This window comes from Methanolinea sp., from assembly GCA_016699325.1.
Lineage (GTDB): Archaea > Halobacteriota > Methanomicrobia > Methanomicrobiales > Methanospirillaceae > UBA9949.
Genome location: CP064971.1, coordinates 46,166 through 65,949 on the forward strand (window position 1 = coordinate 46,166; position 19,784 = coordinate 65,949).

Genomic DNA, 19,784 nt, shown 5'->3' on the forward strand with positions numbered 1-19,784 from the left:
AGAAGGTATGGATTTACGGCTAAGCGCATTTCTGGCATTCCTACTCATCTCTTCCCTTGTGTACCCTGCCGTTTCGGTCTCTCCTGCTCGCCTTGCGAATGAGAATCCAAATTCCCTGTCCCCATTTAACCAGGATTTTGTTACATGCCTTGAAAAGATGAAAGACAGATCGATAATAATCTCCCCAGGTATAAACAGCCATCTGGGGTACGTGCCCCCCTCTGTTGATCTCTCCTGCCTGCGAGGCCAGCAGATCGATGGTTCTGCTGATGGCTACATCCTCCGGGAAGAACGCTCATTCCTGCCTGATTCCCTCGTAGCACAATACTCCTCGCCTGCGGTAATACCACAATCCTCAGGTTTCGATCTGAGAGCAGAGGGACGGGTAACTCCAGCAAAGGACCAGGGGACATGTGGGTGTTGCTGGGCATTTTCAACCCTTGCATCTCTCGAATCCACCATCTTTCCTGGGAAAACGTGGGATTTTTCCGAAAATAATATGAAAAACTCCCACGGTTTCGATTTATCTCCCTGCCAGGGTGGGAATGCCTTGATGTCCACCGCATATCTATCTCGATGGAGCGGGCCAATCAGCGATACCAGCGATCCCTATTCAGTAGCCCAGGCAAGTACATCTGCAGTCATACCGAACCCTGCCGCTGTATACCATGTTCAGGATGTGCTTTTCGTGCCGGGAAGGAGCAGCTCGACCGATAACCAGAACATTAAAAAAATGCTGAAAGAACATGGGGCCGTCTATTCGTCTATCTGCTGGGAAGAATCCAGTTACCGGCCTTCAACAGCAGCATACTTCTATTCCGGAAGTTCACCTGCAAATCATGCCATTACTATTGTAGGGTGGGACGATACGTACGATAAAAATAGATTTGTTACAAGTCCTCCTGGAAATGGTGCATTTATCGTGAAGAACAGCTGGGGAACGACCTGGGGTGAAAACGGTTTCTTTTATGTATCGTACTATGACAGGCAGATTGGTCTGGATAATGCAGTCTTCATCGGTGAGCCTTCTACAAATTATTACCACATCTACCAGTATGATCCTCTTGGATGGGTGGCCTCTTATGGTGAGACAGGAAATACCGCATACTTCGCGAATGTATTCACCGCACTGGCCGAAGAAGACATCACCGCGGTGGCTTTCTATACCCCTTCCCTGAATTCACAGTATAAAATCTCGCTCTACAAAGGCGTGGGGAGGAGCACTCCGGTTACCGGTATGGCCTTATCCACCCAGTCCGGAACAATCGGTATACCCGGTTACCATACGATAACCCTCTCCCAGCCGGTCAGGGTCAAGCAGGGGGACACTTTTTCCGTTGTCGTGAAACTTACCACACCAGGAAATAACTATCCGGTTGCGATTGAATATCAATACCCGGGGTTCTCATCCCGTGCCAGCGCCAGTACCGGGGAAAGTTTTGTCAGCAGCGACGGAATTATTTGGACGGAATTTACGACCATCTATGCTAACTCAAATGTCTGTCTCAAAGCGTTCAGTTCACTTCCGGGCCAGACACCCCAAGTACAGAATCCTTCCCCGGAGATATCACCTCCTCCGACACCGATTCCATCCATGGGAGATAATACCCCTCCTTCGGTCATGGTATCGTCACCAGGGCCATATATAACGGTGTCTCCCGGGCAGAACCTCGTGATCACCTGGTCTGCATCGGATAATATAGGAGTAGCGTCCGTTTCACTCCAGTACTCTTCGAATGGAGGAGCTACCTGGAATCCCATCGCTGAAAACCAGCCCCAGAGTGGTTCATATACCTGGACCATTCCTGCAAGTTCCGCACCTTCCATGAGTATAAAGATCACAGCAAGGGACAGGGCAGGAAACAGTGGCTCGCAAACCCGGGTCGTTCTTCTGAAAAAAACAACGGCCATGCCGACCGTGAGTCCCACACCGGAGATCTCACCTCCTCCGACACCGACTCCACCCATGGGAGATAATACACCTCCTTCGGTCACGGTATCGTCACCAGGGCCATATATGACGGTCTCTCCCGGGCAGAACCTCGCGATCACCTGGTCTGCATCGGATAATATAGGAGTAGCGTCCGTTTCACTCCAGTACTCTTCGAATGGAGGAGCTACCTGGAATCCCATCGCTGAAAACCAGCCCCAGAGTGGTTCATACACCTGGACCATCCCTGCAAGTTCCGCACCTTCCATGAGTATAAAGATCACAGCAAGGGACAGGGCAGGAAACAGTGGCTCGCAAACCCGGGTCGTTTTTCTGAAAAAGATGGGGACTCAAAAGTATACCCCGGGGCGCGAAGGGGCGGCTGGGGCATATCCTGGCTCGTCTCAAAAAGAAGCTTTACTGAGGGAATTGATCAAATAACACCCTTTCGTGCACGTATATTTATTCTCATTTTTGCAATCAAACCATTCCGGTTCACTGTTCTGCGTTTTCATGCCCTGAATGAAAGATTCAATGCCCGGTGCGGCAAACCACTATTCATCCATGGAACGGATGCCAACCCGCGGTTGCGTGCTATGTCAGCAGGGAGCAAAGATGGTTCTCTTTATCACTGGTGTTTGCCGGCGTAGCTGCTGGTATTGTCCGCTCTCCAGGGAGCGGAAAGGCCAGGACAGGATATACGCAAATGAGAAGGAGATATCCTCGCCTGAGGAAGCCGTCCGCGTCGCACAGCGGATGAGTGCACTTGGTACCGGTATCACCGGTGGGGAACCACTGGACCGGATCGGGCGGGTAATCGAATATTCCTGCGTCCTGAAGCATGCCTTTGGGGAGGAGCACCATGTTCATCTCTATACTGCGCGTGCGCCCGGAAAGGATACGCTCCGGAAGCTGGTCGGGCTGGTGGACGAGATCAGGATGCACCCCCCTGCTGAATGCTGGGATCATATCCGCGAGACGGAATTTGTCCGGGCGGCCAGGCATGCCCGCGATATGGGGGTTTGCGTGGGGTTTGAAGTCCCGGCACTCCCCAATGTCGGCATCCTTGAAAATGCCCTGCCTGAATTGGATTTCCTCACCATCAACGAACTCGAATGGGGGGAGACCAACGCTGATGAAATGAGGAGGAGGGGTTATGTTCCCGAAGACTCGGTACACAACGCGGTCGCAGGCTCCCGGGAGTGGGCCGCCCAGATATGCAGGAATCCAAAGGTCCGCTTCTGCAGCTCACAGTTCAAGGACTCGGTCCAGCTCCGGGAAAGGCTCATACGTGTTGCCAGGAACACCGCCCGTCCCTTCGATGAGGTAACCGGGGAGGGAACGGTTATCTACGGGGTCATCGAAAACGTTGAAGGAATCCCTCCGGCGATCAGGGATTACGGAGAAGATATGTATGAGGTGCGGGAAGGGGTGGTTGAGACCGCATGGTGGATTGTTGCGGAGGAACGAGCCCGGATCGGAGGTAAAAAAGCTGTTATCGAGCGATACCCTGACAGGGGGATAGTGGTGGAGGTAGTCCCGGTTCCATGATCCGCCAGCTCCTCGAACCCGTCTATGAATGGATGCTTGAAGGCCAGATCCGGTTCATTCCCTCGCATATAGCCATCATCCAGGATGGGAACAGGAGGTATGCGAGTTCCCAGGGACTCCTGCAGAGCGAGGGACACCGGCTCGGAGCAGACCGGACAGAAGAAATGCTCGAATGGACACGGAACCTTGGAATTTCACATGTCACGCTATATTCCTTCTCCACAGAAAATTTCAACCGTGACTCAGGAGAAGTACAGGCGCTCTTCGAGCTCTTCAAAGATCGATTCTCCCGGGTCCTTGATGACCCGAGGATCCACCGGAATCGTATCTGCGTTCGGATGATCGGCGATCGGTCCCTGCTCCCTGAAGATTTAAGGACGGTCATCAAAGACGCCGAGGAAGCGACGGCCGGATACAACGATTATTTCCTGAATATCGCGATCGCTTATGGCGGGCGAAACGAGATTGTGCGGGCTGCCCGTTCCATCCTCCGCAAGGTCCGGGACGGGATCTATACTGCAGGGGATATCAACCGCGAACTGGTTGAACAACATATTTGTGCCGATCATAACCTCCCCCCCGTTGATCTTGTCATACGAACGGGGAATGAGTACCGCACCTCGAATTTTCTTCCCTGGCTTGCAAACGGGCATGAGTCAGCAGTCTGTTTTTGCGCCCCCTACTGGCCGATCTTTCGGAGAATCGATTTCCTGAGGGCCTTGCGCATCTACTCACAGCGGCGGGAAGCATCACTGGGTTCCAGGCCCTGACTTACGTCCCAAACCGCCTGATCCGTGCCTGATAGTCCCGGAGCGCACGAAGAAAATCAGTCTTTCTGAACAATTTCCAGTTCACGTCGGAGAAGAATAGTTCCGAATAGACCGACTGCCAGATGAGGAAATCGGTGAGGTGATATCCCCCGGTCTTGATCACCAGATCCGGCGTATACCGGAAGGTCAGGCACCGTTCGAAGGCTTCCTCATCAACCTCATCAGGCATAAGTCCCTCCGCGGCCATGGAACGGATGCAGGAAACGATTTCATCACGCCCGCTCGTCCCGACAGCAATCCCGAACTCGATACCCGCAGCCCCTCTTTCTTCATGTCCATAGGGATACATCACGAGCGATGCATACCTGCGGACTTCCCGTATCGCGGGAAGGAACGGCACTATCTCTTCGGGATCGGAAGTACTGACATGGACTGTTACTCCCTGGATGCCCAGTCCGGGCTCCGGGCCACGGGCTGGTATCCCCTTGCTCAGGACCTGGCGGTTGACATCATAGCACCACTGGGCAACAAGGGCAAGTTTATCCGGTGCATTCCGGAGGTCCTCTCCGGTAATCATGAAACAGATGTGGGAAGGCAGGAGCACAATCCTTTTGAGTAGCGCCCATTCGTAGAGTTGGTAAATCACGATACCCACTCCAGGAGATCACCTAGGTGCAGGGTATTGAGGACATCCGGGTCCTCCGCCCATCCCCTCCGGCACGTGGTGACACCGTACTGGATATGCCCGAATTCGGATGCATCATGGGCATCAGAGCCGATTGCAATCCTGACCCCGTGCTCGATGGCCTGCCGGATGTGTATATCGTCCAGGTCAAGCCGGTACGGTGAGGCATTGCATTCGAGGGCTGTCGAAGTATCCCGGGCACGGTCGATCACCCTGTCCATATCGACTGCATAGGGATGGCGTCGCCCGATGATCCTGCCGGTGGGATGCCCGATAATATCGACATGCTCATTATCGAGTGCTGATAGGATCCTTCGGGTCATGATGTCACGCTCCTGGGAGAACCCTGAATGGACCGATGCGATGACGATCTCGAGGTCTCCAAGGGCCCTGGAAGGGAGCCCCAGGGTGCCATCGGAGAGTATATCAACCTCGATTCCCTGAAGAATCCTGCAGGATGACGACCGGTTTGCCAGTTCGATCTCGTGGGACTGCTTTGAAAGGGCATCCTCGTCAAGCCCGTGTGCAATCCCCAGGGTTGCAGAATGATCTGAACAGACAAGGTATTCATATCCCATCTCCTCGCCTTTCCGCGCCAGTTCCTCGATGGTGAGCCGTCCGTCGCTCCATGTGCTATGGACATGGAGGTCTCCACGGATGGAATCCCTGTGAACCAGGTCCGGCAGAGATCCCTTAAGGGCCTCTTCAACCTCCCCCCAGTCTTCACGGAGCTCGGGGACAACCGGATCCATGGCGAGGAACGAGAATAGTTCCTGTTCGGACCCAAATTCTCTCCTCATTCCACCGCCCCGGTCTTCTATTCCATATTCATTCAGCTTGTATCCCCGTGAAAGCGCGATCTCCCGGAGCCTGATATTGAAAGCTTTCGACCCGGTGAGGTAGAGGAGCATCGAGCCGAACTGGCGGGGATGGCAGAAGCGGACATCGACACGTTTTCCAAGCACCCGTACCGATGTCCTCTTTCCACCTTCATCAATCACCTCATCCGCAAGAGATCGGAGCCGCGGATTGACCGCGGGCGCCGGTTCCGTGCTCACCACGTCGATATCGCCAACGGTGCTTTTCCCGCGACGGTAACTACCGGCGACTTCATAGGTCCCGGGAGTGAATGCAGGCCGCACCCTGGCAAAAACCTCGTCAGCTTCAAGCCTGTTCATGCGACCGGACTGCTCCCGATACGCGGCGATTGCCTTGAGAAAACCCTCTTCCTTTTTCTCGCCAAATCCCCGAACCGCCCTGATGCGGTGATTGCGTGCTTCCCGCTCCAGATCTTCGATGCTTTCGATCGAGAGTCTGCTCCTGAGCTTGGCAACTGTTTTTGGGCCAACTCCCTCGAGCCTTAGCAGCTCGATGAGGGAGTCAGGGATATCGGATTTTATTTCCTCCAGTTCCTGGAATGTACCGGTCTCCACGATCTCCCGTATCTTTTTTGCAATGTTTTTCCCGATCCCAGGAATCGTGGCGAGGCTCTGTTCATCGAGGGATGCAAGCGGTGAGCCGTACCGGTCGATAATATCGGAAGCGCGGTAGAATGCACGGACCTTGAATACGTTCTCTCCTTTGAGCTCCAGCAATTCTGCCATGAGATTCAGTTTTTCCGCGATCTGCTGGTTGGTCCGATCCATGGTTCCCAGGGCTCCCTGCGGCTCTCAGTATCACGTAACTCTTGATCCTTCCGATGATATGCATTTTTCCTGGATGGACAGCGGCTCACCCGCATCGCGAGATAATGTCGGTTCCTTCCCGGTTACCAGACCTTACGAACTGCAAACCATACTCTGGGACTTCCGCGCCCGGGCTTGCGCATATAGCTACAAGAACCGGGAGATCCAGATCGTATACCTGCTGCTGATGTCCGTTCCCTGCAACAGTGCGGCCTATCCGGCTGCAGACGAGATCTCTCTCCGGCGGATATGCGAAGCTGTCCACAGCATGGAGGCGGCCCGCACCAAGGGTGAACTCGGGGAGGCCATCGCCCGCGAGGTGGAGAAGTTCACGCTTGCCGAGCTCCAGGTTATCGGCGGGAGCATAAAAAACGAGGTCGACCGGCTCCCGTCCCCGTACCGGGAGAAGATCCGGCCGTGTTTCCACGAGCAGTTCTTCGGTACCCACCATCGGCTGCTCTGCATGTTCCGTTCCGGTGCATTCAGGCGGATGAAACAGCCTATTACAGAACCGGAGACCTTCCGGAAGTTCCTGGCCATGGTCCCGGAGGGTTGCCTGGGTCAGCCGCCTGATTCCGGGACCGAGTTTCGGTTCGGGGAACCGGTCCGCTCCCTGTTCTACTACCTGCTTTCGGCGTTTTCCATGTTCGTCATGGATGGTCCCGGCCACCCGGTGGGAACCCCCTTTCCCGGTGGTTTCGTGGTGGAGAAACGAGGTGAGGAGTTCTTCTGCCCTATCCGCGACAAGGAAGAAGCGATCCCGTTCTCGATCTGCAACTTTTGCCCGGCGAAACAGATGGAGGGAGTATAAGCACCGGGAGAGGATCCAACCATGCTTTCCCATTCCATGGCCTGTTCCAGGCAATTTCTTTATAGATACGCACAGATATCTGATTCCTGGCTCACCATTCCCCCCTCAGGATCACCGCTTCGGTCATTGCCGGCATCTTTATCCGTTTCATCCTGTTCTCCGTCATCGCGCTCATCTTCGGTCTGTTCGCTGAAACCACCGGGTTTGAAGTCTCCACCAGCTTTTCCGAGAATGCGTTCAGCGCCGTGTTGCTGGCCGGCCTTATCCTGCTTTGCATCGGTGCATTCGTCTGGAAAGTCTGGACCAGCCCTACCGCCGAAGAGACCTGAACGGTAGCAGAAACGGGAAAGCCAGGAGAAGAATAGAAAGAGACTGTATTCGCTTCCCTGTTTAATTTGAAAATGTCCCCGGCATTTCCATCATGCATGGTTGTATCTCTCATGCGGTTACTGTTATTTTCCTGGCATTCCCCTTGGAAGCCGGGTCTTGCCCTGTGAACATTGCTCCGCTTCCCTCTCCCGGGGATTTGCCAGGTCAGCCCCATCAACCGGTAGTTGAGGATAAGGCTGACCCGAGACCTGCAACCCAAGCAAAGAACGCTTCACGATACCACGCCGGGCTTATCTGATTGCGGAAGGACCGGGCAGTTCGTAAAGATTTTCCCGAATGGATCTGTTTATCAGCACCCTTCACCGAATTCCCGGTTAACAGGGCTCTGAACATAAACCCAACAATCCTCTCCCTGGCAGAAACATTAACATCGATCCTGTCCGAAATTATTGGCACTATGTGGAAGGCAGTGGAGGTCGATGCCTGGGTCGCGGGCAGGAAATCGAGCCTCGAGGAAGCCCGGGCCACGGTCACAGAGATCATCGAGCGTGTCCGCAGGGACGGTGATGCGGCGCTCCGGCAGATGTCCCGGCACGTCGTGCTGGAAGAAATTGCCGTGAGCGACGACGAACGGGAGGCAGCCTACGATGAGGTGGACGATGCGATAATCGATAGCCTGGCCAATGCGAAGAACCGGATCGAGCGCTTCCACGAGCTCCAGAAACCGCGGGATCTCTGGCTGGAGGAGGTCGAACCAGGCATCGTGCTCGGCATCAAGACCACGCCGTTGTCCCGGGCAGGCCTCTACATCCCCGGGGGACGGGCGGCTTACCCTTCTTCGGCGCTGATGTGCGCCATTCCTGCAAAAGTGGCCGGCGTACCGGAGATCTGTGCCATTTCCCCACCGCCAATCAGCCCCATGACCCTGGTCGCCCTCGACCTTGCCGGGGTGACCGAGATATACCGGTCCGGCGGAGCCCAGGCCATTGCTGCCCTGGCGCTGGGGACCGAATCGGTAAAACCGGTGCAGAAGATCGTCGGCCCGGGCAACATCTACGTTACCCTGGCCAAGATGATGCTACGGGAATATGCTGAGATCGATTTTCCTGCAGGTCCAAGCGAAATCGGGATCATCGCTGACTCCACCGCCGATCCCCGGTTTGTCGCTGCCGATGTACTGGCGCAGGCCGAGCATGACCCGAACGCTGCCTGTATCCTGATATCCACCGATAAAACACTCGCTGAGAAGGTCGGACGAGAAGTTGCGGAGATGGCTGCCAAAGCCCCAAGAAAGGAGATCATCGAACAGGCGCTGAAGAATTCGGGGTACGTTGTGGTTCGGTCCCTTGATGAGGCCATCGCTGCCTCGGATGCGGTGGCCCCCGAACACCTTTCAATCCAGGTGGCAGACCCCCTCCCGGTGGTCATGAAGGTCCGGAACGCAGGGGCAATCTTTGTCGGCCGGTACTCTGTGGTAGCCTGCGGTGACTACGCGATCGGGACCAACCATGTGCTCCCCACGGCAGGGTATGCGAAGACCTATTCAGGCCTCGATGTCAACCACTTCTGCAAGACCGCATCGGTGGAGATGGTCTCCCGTGAAGGACTGGAGAAGATCGGGGACACTGTCGAGACCATTGCCGATGCCGAAGGCCTCCACGCCCACGCCGAATCAGTCCGGATCAGGCGGCGGGCGTAAATCCCTGTAACCGATTACCCACGGAAAGCATCTTCCGGGAAAAACTGATACCAGAGAAGGTGTAGTCCGGTGTCCGGGTAGGGAAAGAAAACAGGTTAGGGCAGGACCCGTCCTGCGGTCCTTAACCCAGGACGTTTTTCCTGATAACCCGGCTTTTTGGGGAACAGTCAACAGGTGACCGCCGATATCAAATTGACGGAGTGGAGGTCGTTGGAAATTATCATCAAGATTACCAGGTTTCCGGCTTTGGCATGACCGAGGTAATTTTGATAATTCCCTGCTATTGTGATGATCTGGCGATTGCAGGGGTATTGTAATTTGGGGAAAAAGACCGGTATGAAATTGGGTATCCGGGCTGACATCAGGAGAGCCTGTCCTCTCGACCATAACTCTCTTATTCCTGTATAACCTCTCTTTTTCAGTAATGCCTGATGGTCCCTGCTTTAATCAGATCTGGTCAGAAGTCATCCTCACCAACGTGACGCCACGGCGGTGCGATAACCGGGTGAAGAAGTCCTGCAGGGAGCATTACCTGATCCCGCCTGGAAAGGTCTTCCGGGAAGTTCCAATTCTCCTCGCCAGACCGATGCTGGTCGGGATTGATGAAGGATCAGGAAGGATCCTGATGCCCTTCCGGAAACCCTGTTATGGTACCTCGCTCTATGTCATCGATTCTGACCGGGAGGAGATCGCCCGTCTCCGTGCGGAATTGAAGACCGCAGCGGTCCGGGATAGACAGGATAGTCGAAAAAAGGAAAAGGTATGACTGCAATATCCGAACGGGAAGGCTGACATGATAACCAGGGCGATCCGGAGAGTATTTATAGTGTCATTGGGGAAAACCTAGTTGAAGGTACATTTCTGGTACAGATCCTCTGGTGCTGTGGGGGTCTGTTCCCGGGGTATCATCAAGGTGGCGTGGTATGGATACAACTATCTTTGCATTACTTACGGGTTTCGTTCTCATTATAGGGTTCGTGGGTTGTGGTTCTGCAGGGAATGCCTGCTCTTTTAATTCATTTTCAGGATCTATCATAGCAATATGCCCGTTTGAGGATACCGGTTCGACAGGTGCAGTATGCCCGTTTGAGGATACCGGTTCGATAGGTGCAGTATGCCCGTTTGAGGATACCGGTTCGATAGGTGCAGTATGCCCGTTTGAGGATACCGGTTCGGTAGGAGCAGTATGCCCGTTTGAGGATACCGGTTCGGTAGGAGCAGTATGCCCGTTTGGGGATACCGGTTCGACAGGTGCAGTATGCCCGTTTGGGGATACCGGTTCGGTAGGAGCAGTATGCCCGTTTGAGGATACCGGTTCGATAGGTGCAGTATGCCCGTTTGAGGATACCGGTTCGATAGGTGCAGTATGCCCGTTTGAGGATACCGGTTCGGTCGGTGCAGTATGCCCGTTTGAGGATACCGGTTCGGTCGGTGCAGTATGCCCGTTTGAGGATACCGGTTCGGTCGGTGCAGTATGCCCGTTTGAGGATACTGGTTCGGTCGGTGCAGTATGCCCGTTTGGGGATACCGGTTCGACAGGTGCAGTATGCCCGTTTGGGGATACCGGTTCGACAGGTGCATCATGTTCAGGAGAAGTGACAGAACTCACCGGGAACACCGGTCAGAACATGAACAATGAACTGGTCGATGCTACAGCCCCTGTCGCATTCCCCCAGGCATCGAATTTACCAGATTTAATGGAGACTGATCCACTGGAGGGCTCTGAATTATATCCTCTTCCAACCGATCCAGATGGCGATGGGTTGTACGAAGACCTGAATGGGAATGGGGAGATCGATTTCGTCGATGTGATCATGTATTTTATATATATGGACTGGATAAGCGAAAATCAGCCTGTTAACTTGTTTGATTACAACAACAACGGATATATCGATTTTTCGGATGTAATCATCCTCTTTCAGCAAACCTGAACCGTATCTGGGGACTCTCGCTTCTTTTTTTCCCACAATTGAATTGCAGGGATGATAACGCTTCAGGCACCCTGGCCGGTGGTCTGCAAATCGCCTGGAAAATACCTTCACTACAATCAGAGAGAACTTGGGGGAAGTGGAAAAGCCTCGTCAGGGAAAACGGGTCACACGTGCCAACTAAATTCATGGAGTTCATGGAGGATTTCTCAAACCTCCAGTGTTATGGGGAATTATATCATACCCTGCATTCGATGTCCCACCACAATGCGGTAGGACGATTGAGGCTTTCAACCTAAAAAATAAAAAAAACTCAGAATAACGTGGAAGTAGTTTTCGAATTGTAGATCATGGACTTCGAGAAGCTGGTAATACTACCGATAATGGTGGTCGTATCGTCAAACTCCAGGATCTTTCCGTCCTCCACTACCCTTCCCCTGATAAAAGCAGAGACCGATCCCCGGGATGGTATTCCCGGTGCATACTCGGTCACCAGGACATTGTTATACAGTTCCGTTCCGGCATCGGCCGAACCAAAAATGGACCTCTCTCCCATCTGGGTGCTGATGGACCCTACAGAGAGCGTCATACTACTGCCGCTCTCTACCCTGCTACAAAGTGATCCTGCAGATGCTATGCCAAAAATAAGACATACAAGGCAGAGGAATACGATTGAGCGGTAGGTTGGAGCCATCTTTTTCACATAGCTATGATCAATGTTCCATCCTTAAGAATATATCAGATACTCCCTGTTCGATTAATCATGGTCGCGGTCCTGCAGATGCGGTTCTTACATGAAAATAAATGGCTCCTGGTCCGGGTGTCACGTTCCAGGATTGAACTTCCCGGTTCATCATCCACCAACCATTTCTGCGGGAGGAGTATTTTCCTGCCTTGCCCTGCCTGGTGATTCACCCATCACCAAATTTTATGAGAACCTCCGGACAGATGGAATGTCCGGAGCTTGGCCCGTATGCTGTCAGAATGGGTAGAGAAGAACCGGTTCGATCCGGGATACCTCCCGGTGATGGAAAAGAAGCTGTTCTTTGAAGGGGAGTTGAGGCTTCGCTCGATGACCAACTATATCGTCCTTTTAACACTGGCCACGGTTATCGCCACCTACGGGGTCATCTCCGGTTCCACGGCAACCGTGATTGGAGCGATGATTATCGCCCCGCTGATGACCCCCATCATGGCCACCACCCTGGCCATCGTCATGGGAAGCAGTACCCGGATGACCCAGTCGGTGCTGGTCGTGATCGCGAGTACCATCTATGTCATCGTACTTGCCGTGCTGCTCTCGCTCTTCATCTCACCGGTTATCATCGGCTTTGGGACGAATACCGAGATAACCACCCGCATCTCCCCGGATCTCCTTGCTCTCCTGGTGGCGCTGGCATCAGGTGCGGCCGGGGCTTTTGCCATTTCGAGAGAGGATATCGGTGACACCCTGCCCGGGGTGGCCATCGCCATCTCACTCATTCCACCGCTCTCCGTTACAGGCATCGCCCTCTCCAAAGCCCGGTGGCTGGATGCCGGGGGGGCCCTCCTCCTCTTTACCACGAATTTCCTTGCCATCATCCTTGCGGGAGGAGCCGTACTCTATCTCTCGGGGATAAACATGGGATGGGTGAGCAGCGAGGAGAACGTGCGCCGGAAACATGCGGTCGAGATTGCCGTGGTGGCGGTCATCATCGTCGGACTCCTGCTCGGGTTCAACGGGTACCGGACCCTCGAACATGAACGGGATCTCTACCTGGCACGCAGTTCCGTTGAAGAATGGCTCCAGGGGACACCGTATCATATCAGGGAAGTATCCCTCCAATATCTCCCGGAGGATATGCTTGCATTGGGGCCGGCGGCAGTCACTGTCGCAGTCGCAGGAAGCGGAGATATACCGGATATTGAACGGCTGGCAGGGCGGATGGAGGAAAATTTAGGCTACCCGGTCACACTGGAACTGCGGGTCAGGCCCGAGGAGATAGAGCGCTACCCTTCGCCGAAGGGTGTTTCCCCTTGAGATAAAATGGGCATTCTCCGCTGGCAATCCACATAGGCATGAACCCCGGACATGGTTTTCACGTTCCATGATCACCACAATCCCTGTGGTTCGAAGGAAGCGATGTAGAGGACCCCCCCAACACCCGTCCCGGTGAGGGATACTTTTAACCCGGTCGAACAAGGGGGGGGACCGATGATTCTTATTGCGGTCCTCCCTGCAGAATTATGACGGTTGAAAACACAGGCGCAACGGCCTGGTGCACGAAAATACCGGGCGCTGCATTTACGCCTGACTTCGCCAGAAGAAGGATGAGAAGGTAGTGTTTATATAATTTCATGCAAAAAAACACAGCCTTCTCATTAGGTAATATAGCATTAATCGATAAAATTGATTCGGAGACCAACTTTTTCGCATCAGTTCTTGGCGGAGTTGGTGGTCGAAGCAAGTCATTCATACCATCCGTAAAAGCTTCTCATCAGCAACAAACTCAATCAATCGGTATCGATCAATAAGATTCTGGACTTTACCCCCGACGAACTTCTCAAGACACTGGGGTTTGAAGATACAATTTCAGACCGGAGTTTGTATCGGACTCTGGAACGACTGGGAGAAAGAAAGTCGATTGTTCTTGACCAGTTTCAACGCTGGATCTCCCAGCAGAGCCTCGTGGATCCAACCCAGTTCGTGGACTTCAGTTCGAGTTACTTTGAGGGGACAAAATGTCCGCTGGGGGAGTTAGGGTATTCCCGGGACAATCAGCCAGGGAAACTCCAGATCGCATTTGGGATCAGTGTCGGCCTCAATAACATACCGACGATGCTGACCATCCAGAAAGGAAATGTTCAGGATAAAAGCATATGCAGATGCTGATCCGGTTATGCTCGAGCGTTCTTCCTGAAGGCAGTCTTCTGGTGTTTGACTGTGGAGGGAATACCCAGGATAACAAACGAAGGATCCGCGATCTGAAGTTCCATTATTTGACCCTGAAAGCAAAGAAGAAAGGACCATACCGGAACGAGATAACGATCTACCATGCCAGGAAAGAAAGCCAGGTTTCATTCGTTTCTGGCAACCGGGTCTATTCATGTGTCAAATATCGGGATGGCGAAGAAGTCCGGTACATATTTTTCTGTGACGACCTGGCCTGTGACCAGTTGACGAAGAAAGCAAGGAAACTTGAGAAAGACCTGGAGAAGGGGAAGGTTCTCACAAAGAAGGTTGAACGCGGAAAAGATCTCGGCCAGTATATCGCTCCTGGAGGGTTGGATCATCGCCCGTGGTCATCTCCAGAAGATCATTGGCGATATCCCCAACCCCTATGTAACCGGTCTTGAAGGTTTCTTCGTGCTTGAATCAACCATCGATGATGATCCCGAAAACATCCTGAATGCCTACAAGAATCGTGACCGTGCAGAGAAGTTCATCCGGGACCTCAAAGAAGGAGCCGAGCCCGGCCGATCCGGCACTGGTCCAAACACGCGGTGATCGGGTGCGTGTTGATCGTTTTCCTCACCAAAGTCCTGGTGAGTTTGACACAACTTTTCTGTAAAGATCCCGTCGTGAAAAATCTGAAAGTCCTCAAAAATTATCTCACGAATTTGACACTTACGATCATATACCCTTCTTTTGGGTATCCTGTCAAGATCATTTCCAACTTCTCCCCAGAAATACGCCCAATTCTTGGAGATTTTATCAAGAGATATGGTAGCCTGGAGGCGCCAAATCACTGGTAAATTGCTTCTGGCGAATTGGGTTAAGTCGTTTAAATTTGATGGAAGTACTGAAAAGTGGCGAAGTTAGGTTTACGCTCATGTCCCCTGTCTGGCGGTAGCAATCCGGGCGGTCAGGTGTTCGGTTGTCGCTTCGGACCCTACTGGTCATCCCCGGACAGAAAGATTGACGAGAGAAGTCCGATCTTTTCCGGGGCGCCGATGGTGATTACTTCGTCACCTGCCTTGAGATCGATGTCTCCGGCCGGGTTCTCGATCATTTCGTTCCCTCTCCGGATGGCGAGAACCGAGACCCCATACTCCTTTCGGACGTCAAGTTCACCGAGAGTCTTTCCGGAGACCAACGATCCTTCCTCGACGAGCAGTGTGCTGAGCGCCAGGTCAGGGAGGTTCATGCCGAGGTCACCAAGCGTTGCCTGGGAGGGCGATGGGTTTCGGAGCATCTCGTAGGTATCTTTCCGCACGTCATGGACATACCTGTCTATGGTCTGGTCAGGGATGAGGTATTTCTTCAGCACCCGGGTAAAGATCTCTACCGACGTCTCGAATTCCTCGGGGATCACCTCGTCCGCCCCGAGCTCCCGCAGGCGTTTGACCTCGGCCAGGAACCGGGTGCGGACAATGATGAACAGGCCGGGGTTCATTCTCCTGGCCTGGATGGTGATGGCCCGCGAGGAGAGGGGATCATTGATGACGATGACAAGAATCCGGGCATGCTCAATATTCGCATGGGAGAGGACTACAGAGTTCGTTGCGTCCCCAAAGAAGATGTTCTCCCCGGTCTTATGTTCCCGCATCACCGTCTCGGGATTAAGGTCGATGACAACGAAGGGAATACCACCGATTTTCGCTGCTTTCGCGAGGTTCCTTCCGTTGAGCCCGTAACCCACAATGACCAGGTGATCTTTGAGAGAGGGGAGGGGGCGGACGCCTTCATCCTCGCAACTTGCTTTCAGCCGGTTCCCGAATGGCAGGCGGCAGAAGAAATCCGCGGTCTTCGGGCCACCTGCTATCGTGAGCGGGGCAATCGACATCGTCAGCAGGGTGACAGCGAGGAATATCTGCTCCCCTGCTGTTGAAAAAAGCCCTTGCTGCATCCCGGGGACCAGAAGAACGAAGGCAAATTCACCGATGTTGCTCAGTGCAAGGCCGGAAAGGATGGAGGTGCGAAACGACCTCCTGACAGCGAACGCAGCACCGGACGCAATGACTGATTTGACCACGGTAACCCCGATGACAAGGGTGAGGATGAGCAGCGGGGTCAGCACAAGGTAGGAGATGTTGAGGAGCATTCCGATTGAGATGAAGAAAAAACTTGTGAAAATATCGCGGAAAGGAATGATGCTTGCAAAGGCCTGGTGGAAATAATCCGATTCGGAGAGTGTGAGGCCGGCAAGGAATGCCCCCAGCGCAAGGGAGAGGCCGAGGTATGAGGCCAGGTAGGTGATCACGAAACAGATCAGGATGATGCTCAGGAGGAACACTTCCTGGTTCCTGATGCTGGTGATCCGGTTCATGAACCGGGGGATGACATACACCGAGATGATAAGCACGGTTGCAAAGAGGATGATCAGGGTGATTGCAAGGGTAGCCAGTGCACCGGAGATGTCGGTTGTCTGCCCGCCGAGGACAGGGAGTGCAATGAGCATCGGCACGCTCATGATGTCCTGGAAGAGGGATATCCCGAGCGTCATGCGGGCATGGGGGGTTTCGATCTCTCCCCGGTCCTGGAAGAGCTTCAGGGTGATGGTGGTACTGCTGTGGCAGACGAGAAACCCGTAGAATACGGCCTGTGCGGTCGGGACACCAAAGAACTGGGAAATAGCCATCGTGACGGCGATGGTGGCCAGAACCTGGATACTGCCGCCAATGAGTACTATCCTCCGCATTTCGTAGAGGGTCCGGAAGGAGAACTGCATACCGATGGTGAAGAGGAGAAAGACGATGCCGATCTCTGCCAGGACATCGATTATCTGGGTATCCTCGATCAATCCCAGGCCGTACGGGCCGATGAGGATCCCGGTCAGGATGAAGCCGACAATCCCTGGTATCCTGACCTTGTTTCCGAGGGTGATGATCAGGATCGCGAAGGTGAAAATGATGACGATGTTGAGGAGGTACCCGGTGATCATTCGCAGCTCCTGGTGATGGGACGCAGGGGGGATATACTTAGTACCCTCACCCCCTCGGCTAAAATGTATTCTGGTAGACCGGTATGGGTATTACACCCCAGGGATCTCGCCAATCTCCATGATGCAGGGGATCACCGGGTCATGGAGGTTTTCGGATCCGTGATGTACCGGGTTTCTCTCCCTGATTTTGCGTTAAGCCCCCTCCGCTCTCCTTTTGCCGTGCTACACGCGGAAAAACCAGGGTGCAGCAGGAAAAGAAACGGAAATGGGGTATGTTCAATTGGATGCAACCAGGCGGCCGGTCAGACAGGGCACGTGCTGAACCCGGTCTCGGCACACGTGAGCAAGGAAGGGTAGTACCGATCGACATATTCCTTGACCATGCGCCGGGATGAAAACCGGGGTGCGATGCTCTTGATCGATTCCTTCATCATCCGCACCCATCCATGGGGGATCCCGTCAAGGGAGGTGGAGTAGTAGAGCGGGATGATCTCTTTCTCAAGTATATAATACAGTTCTGCGGCATCCTGTGCGTCCCGTACAGGAGATCCTCCCTCCCCTCCAAAAGCCCAGCCATTCTTCCCGTTGTAGCCCTCGAGCCACCAGCCGTCACGGATGCTGCAGTTCAGCACCCCGTTAAGGGCGGCTTTCATACCGCTTGTCCCACAGGCCTCCATTGGAGGCAGGGGATTGTTGAGCCAGACATCAACACCGTGAACCATGTACTGGGCGGTCTGTTCGCCGTAATCTTCCACGAAGGCGATCCTCCCTTCGAACTCCGGGGCAAGCGCATGCCGGTATATCCGCTGCAGGATCTCTTTTCCTTCTGTATCATTCGGATGGGCTTTCCCGGCAAAGACGATCTGGACCGGCAGCCACCGGTTGGTCACGATCCGTTTCAGGCGATCGATATCATGGAAGATCAGGTCTGCCCTCTTGTACGCGGAAAACCTGCGGGCAAAACCGATGGTGAGGACCGATGTGTTCAGCATCAGGCCATCGGCAACCAGGTTGATGGGCTCCTTGAGGAGGGAAGCCCAGCGCCGCCGTTTCCGTTCCCTGATCCGGCTGAAGAGCTTGGCTTTGAGCCAGAGGTGGAGCGACCAGAGTTTCTGGTCAGGGATCTCGTCGACCAGTTCCCAGATTGACGGGTCGTCATGTTCATACTGCCAGTGTGGAGATACGGGGCTGATCGCGGTAGAAAGGAGCCTCTCCATCCTGGGGTTCAGCCAGGTCGGGATGTGCACACCGTTGGTGATGGTGTCTATCGGGACCTTCTCAAGGGGGAGGTCCGGCCACAGGTGATGCCACATCTGCCGGGATACGCTGCCGTGCCTCCGGGATACTGCATTGTGGAACGCGGTGAGCTTGAGGGCACAGGCAGCCATATTGAACCCTCCAGCCGGATCGCCAGGGTTCCTGCCAAGTTCGAGAAACGTCTCCCGGTCGATATCCAGCACGGGATAGAACTCCGAAAAGTACTTGTCAATGAGGGAATGCGGGAAGATATCGTTGCCCGCGGCGAGCGGGGTATGGGTCGTGAAGACCGAGGTCCCCCGGACCCTGGACAGCGCCTCAGAAAAAGAAAGGCCTTCTTCTTCGACATACTCCCTGATCCGTTCGAGCAGGGCAAATGTGGAGTGCCCTTCGTTGAGGTGCACGGCCGAAAAACCGATTCCCATCTCGCTGAGGACCTTTCGCCCGCCGATACCAAGGACGATCTCCTGGACCAGGCGCTGTTCCTTGTCACCGGTATAGAGGCGCGAGGCGATGGCCCGGTTGGAGTGGTTGTTTTCCGGGATATCGGTATCCAGCAGGTAGAGGGGGACCTTGCCGACATCGACCCGCCAGACCGCAACGTATATCGAGGGTGCGATATGGGGGACCTCGATTACCAGCTGCTTGCCGGAAGGTGTCATCACCCGTGACACCGGGGCAGCATCGCGATCGAGGTTCTCCCAGAAATTGTCCTGCCACCCGTCAGGGAGGATGCGCTGGTGAAGGTAGCCCTGGGAGTACATAAATCCCACGGCTACCATGGGAATTCCGAGGTCACTGCACTCCTTGAGATGGTCTCCTGCAAGAAAACCAAGACCCCCTGCATAGAGGGGGAGGGAGTGGTGCAGTCCGTACTCCGCGGAGAAGTAGGCGATGGTGAGTGACCGGGAGGACGGGTATTTCTCGGAGAACCAGCCATTGCGGGCCGTCATGTAACGGTTAAAACGGTCCATGGAGATGTCGTAGCGGCGCAGGTATTCCGGGTTTGAAGCGACCTTGTTCAGGAAGGAGTCCGGGATGTCGCGGAGCATCTTCACCGGGTTGTGGATGCTCTCCCTCCATGCATGGTTGTTTATCTGTTTGAAGAGGATGCGGGCCTCGGGATGCCAGCTCCACCAGAGGTTATAGGCAAGGTCTGCGAGCCCGGATACCCGCTCGGGTATCGGCTCTCCCCCTTGCCGGTGTATCAGCACATTCTGCACATCTGTTCACTACGGTATCGGCCTTAAAAGAGGTATATGTTTTCCGTTCCG

Annotated in this window: 17 protein-coding genes; 11 read left to right on the forward strand and 6 right to left on the reverse strand. The window is 54.2% G+C overall.

The annotated features are described in order from the left end of the window. Positions 1 to 211 precede the first annotated feature (211 nt). From IPI71_00275 to uppS, 3 genes are all read left to right on the forward strand, one after another. A complete protein-coding gene (locus tag IPI71_00275) occupies positions 212 to 2,371 on the forward strand; it encodes a hypothetical protein (GenBank protein QQR71011.1) in 2,160 nt (719 codons plus the stop codon). A gap of 132 nt (positions 2,372 to 2,503) precedes the next feature. After that, the gene (locus tag IPI71_00280) at positions 2,504 to 3,481 is read left to right on the forward strand and encodes a radical SAM protein (GenBank protein QQR71883.1); all 978 of its coding nucleotides are present in this window, start codon (positions 2,504 to 2,506) and stop codon (positions 3,479 to 3,481) included. Further along, a complete protein-coding gene (gene uppS / locus IPI71_00285) occupies positions 3,478 to 4,251 on the forward strand; it encodes a di-trans,poly-cis-decaprenylcistransferase (protein ID QQR71012.1) in 774 nt (257 codons plus the stop codon). The genes IPI71_00280 and uppS overlap by 4 nt, the downstream gene beginning before the upstream one ends. Before the next feature lies 1 nt (position 4,252). On the opposite strand, the gene IPI71_00290 is transcribed toward uppS, so the two are convergent. Together IPI71_00290 and polX are read right to left on the reverse strand one after the other, a co-directional pair. After that, entirely contained in the window at positions 4,253 to 4,897 is a 645-nt protein-coding gene (locus IPI71_00290; protein QQR71013.1) for an undecaprenyl diphosphate synthase family protein, read from the reverse strand. Next, positions 4,894 to 6,582, reverse strand: coding sequence for a DNA polymerase/3'-5' exonuclease PolX (gene polX / locus IPI71_00295; protein ID QQR71014.1), 1,689 nt, complete (start codon positions 6,580 to 6,582; stop codon positions 4,894 to 4,896). Before polX ends, IPI71_00290 begins: the two co-directional genes overlap by 4 nt. Before the next feature lie 226 nt (positions 6,583 to 6,808). On the opposite strand from polX, the gene IPI71_00300 reads away from it, so the two are divergent. Then, the gene (locus tag IPI71_00300) at positions 6,809 to 7,432 is read left to right on the forward strand and encodes a DUF2115 domain-containing protein (GenBank protein ID QQR71884.1); all 624 of its coding nucleotides are present in this window, start codon (positions 6,809 to 6,811) and stop codon (positions 7,430 to 7,432) included. Between the two features lie 91 nt (positions 7,433 to 7,523). On the opposite strand, the gene IPI71_00305 is transcribed toward IPI71_00300, so the two are convergent. Continuing rightward, positions 7,524 to 7,859, reverse strand: coding sequence for a hypothetical protein (locus tag IPI71_00305; protein ID QQR71015.1), 336 nt, complete (start codon positions 7,857 to 7,859; stop codon positions 7,524 to 7,526). 360 nt (positions 7,860 to 8,219) lie between these two features. Here IPI71_00305 and hisD point away from each other — a divergent pair, with 360 nt between their 5' ends. The 3 genes from hisD to IPI71_00320 all read left to right on the forward strand — a co-directional run bounded on the left by hisD (position 8,220) and on the right by IPI71_00320 (position 11,392). Beyond that, a complete protein-coding gene (hisD, locus tag IPI71_00310; GenBank protein QQR71016.1) occupies positions 8,220 to 9,461 on the forward strand; it encodes a histidinol dehydrogenase in 1,242 nt (413 codons plus the stop codon). A 424-nt stretch (positions 9,462 to 9,885) separates the two neighbouring features. Continuing rightward, positions 9,886 to 10,227 (forward strand): DUF1894 domain-containing protein, encoded by a 342-nt coding sequence (locus IPI71_00315; GenBank protein QQR71017.1) that lies wholly within the window; start codon positions 9,886 to 9,888, stop codon positions 10,225 to 10,227. Positions 10,228 to 10,384: 157 nt separating this feature from the next. Beyond that, a complete protein-coding gene (locus tag IPI71_00320) occupies positions 10,385 to 11,392 on the forward strand; it encodes a hypothetical protein (GenBank protein QQR71018.1) in 1,008 nt (335 codons plus the stop codon). 310 nt (positions 11,393 to 11,702) lie between these two features. Here IPI71_00320 and IPI71_00325 read toward each other — a convergent pair whose 3' ends face one another. Continuing rightward, the gene (locus tag IPI71_00325) at positions 11,703 to 12,083 is read right to left on the reverse strand and encodes a hypothetical protein (GenBank protein ID QQR71019.1); all 381 of its coding nucleotides are present in this window, start codon (positions 12,081 to 12,083) and stop codon (positions 11,703 to 11,705) included. A 279-nt stretch (positions 12,084 to 12,362) separates the two neighbouring features. On the opposite strand from IPI71_00325, the gene IPI71_00330 reads away from it, so the two are divergent. The 4 genes from IPI71_00330 (at position 12,363) to IPI71_00345 (ending at position 14,876) form a co-directional block, all read left to right on the forward strand. Beyond that, positions 12,363 to 13,409: a TIGR00341 family protein gene (locus IPI71_00330; protein ID QQR71020.1), complete on the forward strand. Its 1,047-nt coding sequence runs from the start codon at positions 12,363 to 12,365 to the stop codon at positions 13,407 to 13,409. A gap of 564 nt (positions 13,410 to 13,973) precedes the next feature. Next, entirely contained in the window at positions 13,974 to 14,261 is a 288-nt protein-coding gene (locus IPI71_00335) for a hypothetical protein (GenBank protein QQR71021.1), read from the forward strand. After that, positions 14,249 to 14,725, forward strand: coding sequence for a hypothetical protein (locus IPI71_00340; GenBank protein ID QQR71022.1), 477 nt, complete (start codon positions 14,249 to 14,251; stop codon positions 14,723 to 14,725). Before IPI71_00335 ends, IPI71_00340 begins: the two co-directional genes overlap by 13 nt. 10 nt (positions 14,726 to 14,735) lie before the next feature. After that, a complete protein-coding gene (locus IPI71_00345; GenBank protein ID QQR71023.1) occupies positions 14,736 to 14,876 on the forward strand; it encodes a hypothetical protein in 141 nt (46 codons plus the stop codon). 385 nt (positions 14,877 to 15,261) lie between these two features. Here the strand turns inward: IPI71_00345 and IPI71_00350 are convergent, their stop codons facing one another. After that, positions 15,262 to 17,253 (reverse strand): cation:proton antiporter, encoded by a 1,992-nt coding sequence (locus IPI71_00350; GenBank protein QQR71024.1) that lies wholly within the window; start codon positions 17,251 to 17,253, stop codon positions 15,262 to 15,264. Positions 17,254 to 17,555: 302 nt separating this feature from the next. After that, a complete protein-coding gene (gene glgP / locus IPI71_00355; GenBank protein ID QQR71885.1) occupies positions 17,556 to 19,724 on the reverse strand; it encodes an alpha-glucan family phosphorylase in 2,169 nt (722 codons plus the stop codon). Positions 19,725 to 19,784: the final 60 nt, after the last annotated feature.

Bases quoted from the DNA above. Each gene is read 5' to 3' on its own strand.
- IPI71_00280 (QQR71883.1), top strand. From the start codon at position 2,504: ATGCCAACCCGCGGTTGCGTGCTATGTCAGCAGGGAGCAAAGATGGTT.
- uppS (QQR71012.1), top strand. From the start codon at position 3,478: ATGATCCGCCAGCTCCTCGAACCCGTCTATGAATGGATGCTTGAAGGC.
- polX (QQR71014.1), bottom strand. From the start codon at position 6,582: ATGGATCGGACCAACCAGCAGATCGCGGAAAAACTGAATCTCATGGCA.
- IPI71_00300 (QQR71884.1), top strand. From the start codon at position 6,809: ATGTCCGTTCCCTGCAACAGTGCGGCCTATCCGGCTGCAGACGAGATC.
- IPI71_00305 (QQR71015.1), bottom strand. From the start codon at position 7,859: ATGCATGATGGAAATGCCGGGGACATTTTCAAATTAAACAGGGAAGCG.
- hisD (QQR71016.1), top strand. From the start codon at position 8,220: ATGTGGAAGGCAGTGGAGGTCGATGCCTGGGTCGCGGGCAGGAAATCG.
- IPI71_00315 (QQR71017.1), top strand. From the start codon at position 9,886: ATGCCTGATGGTCCCTGCTTTAATCAGATCTGGTCAGAAGTCATCCTC.
- IPI71_00320 (QQR71018.1), top strand. From the start codon at position 10,385: ATGGATACAACTATCTTTGCATTACTTACGGGTTTCGTTCTCATTATA.
- IPI71_00325 (QQR71019.1), bottom strand. From the start codon at position 12,083: ATGGCTCCAACCTACCGCTCAATCGTATTCCTCTGCCTTGTATGTCTT.
- IPI71_00330 (QQR71020.1), top strand. From the start codon at position 12,363: ATGCTGTCAGAATGGGTAGAGAAGAACCGGTTCGATCCGGGATACCTC.
- IPI71_00340 (QQR71022.1), top strand. From the start codon at position 14,249: ATGCAGATGCTGATCCGGTTATGCTCGAGCGTTCTTCCTGAAGGCAGT.
- IPI71_00350 (QQR71024.1), bottom strand. From the start codon at position 17,253: ATGATCACCGGGTACCTCCTCAACATCGTCATCATTTTCACCTTCGCG.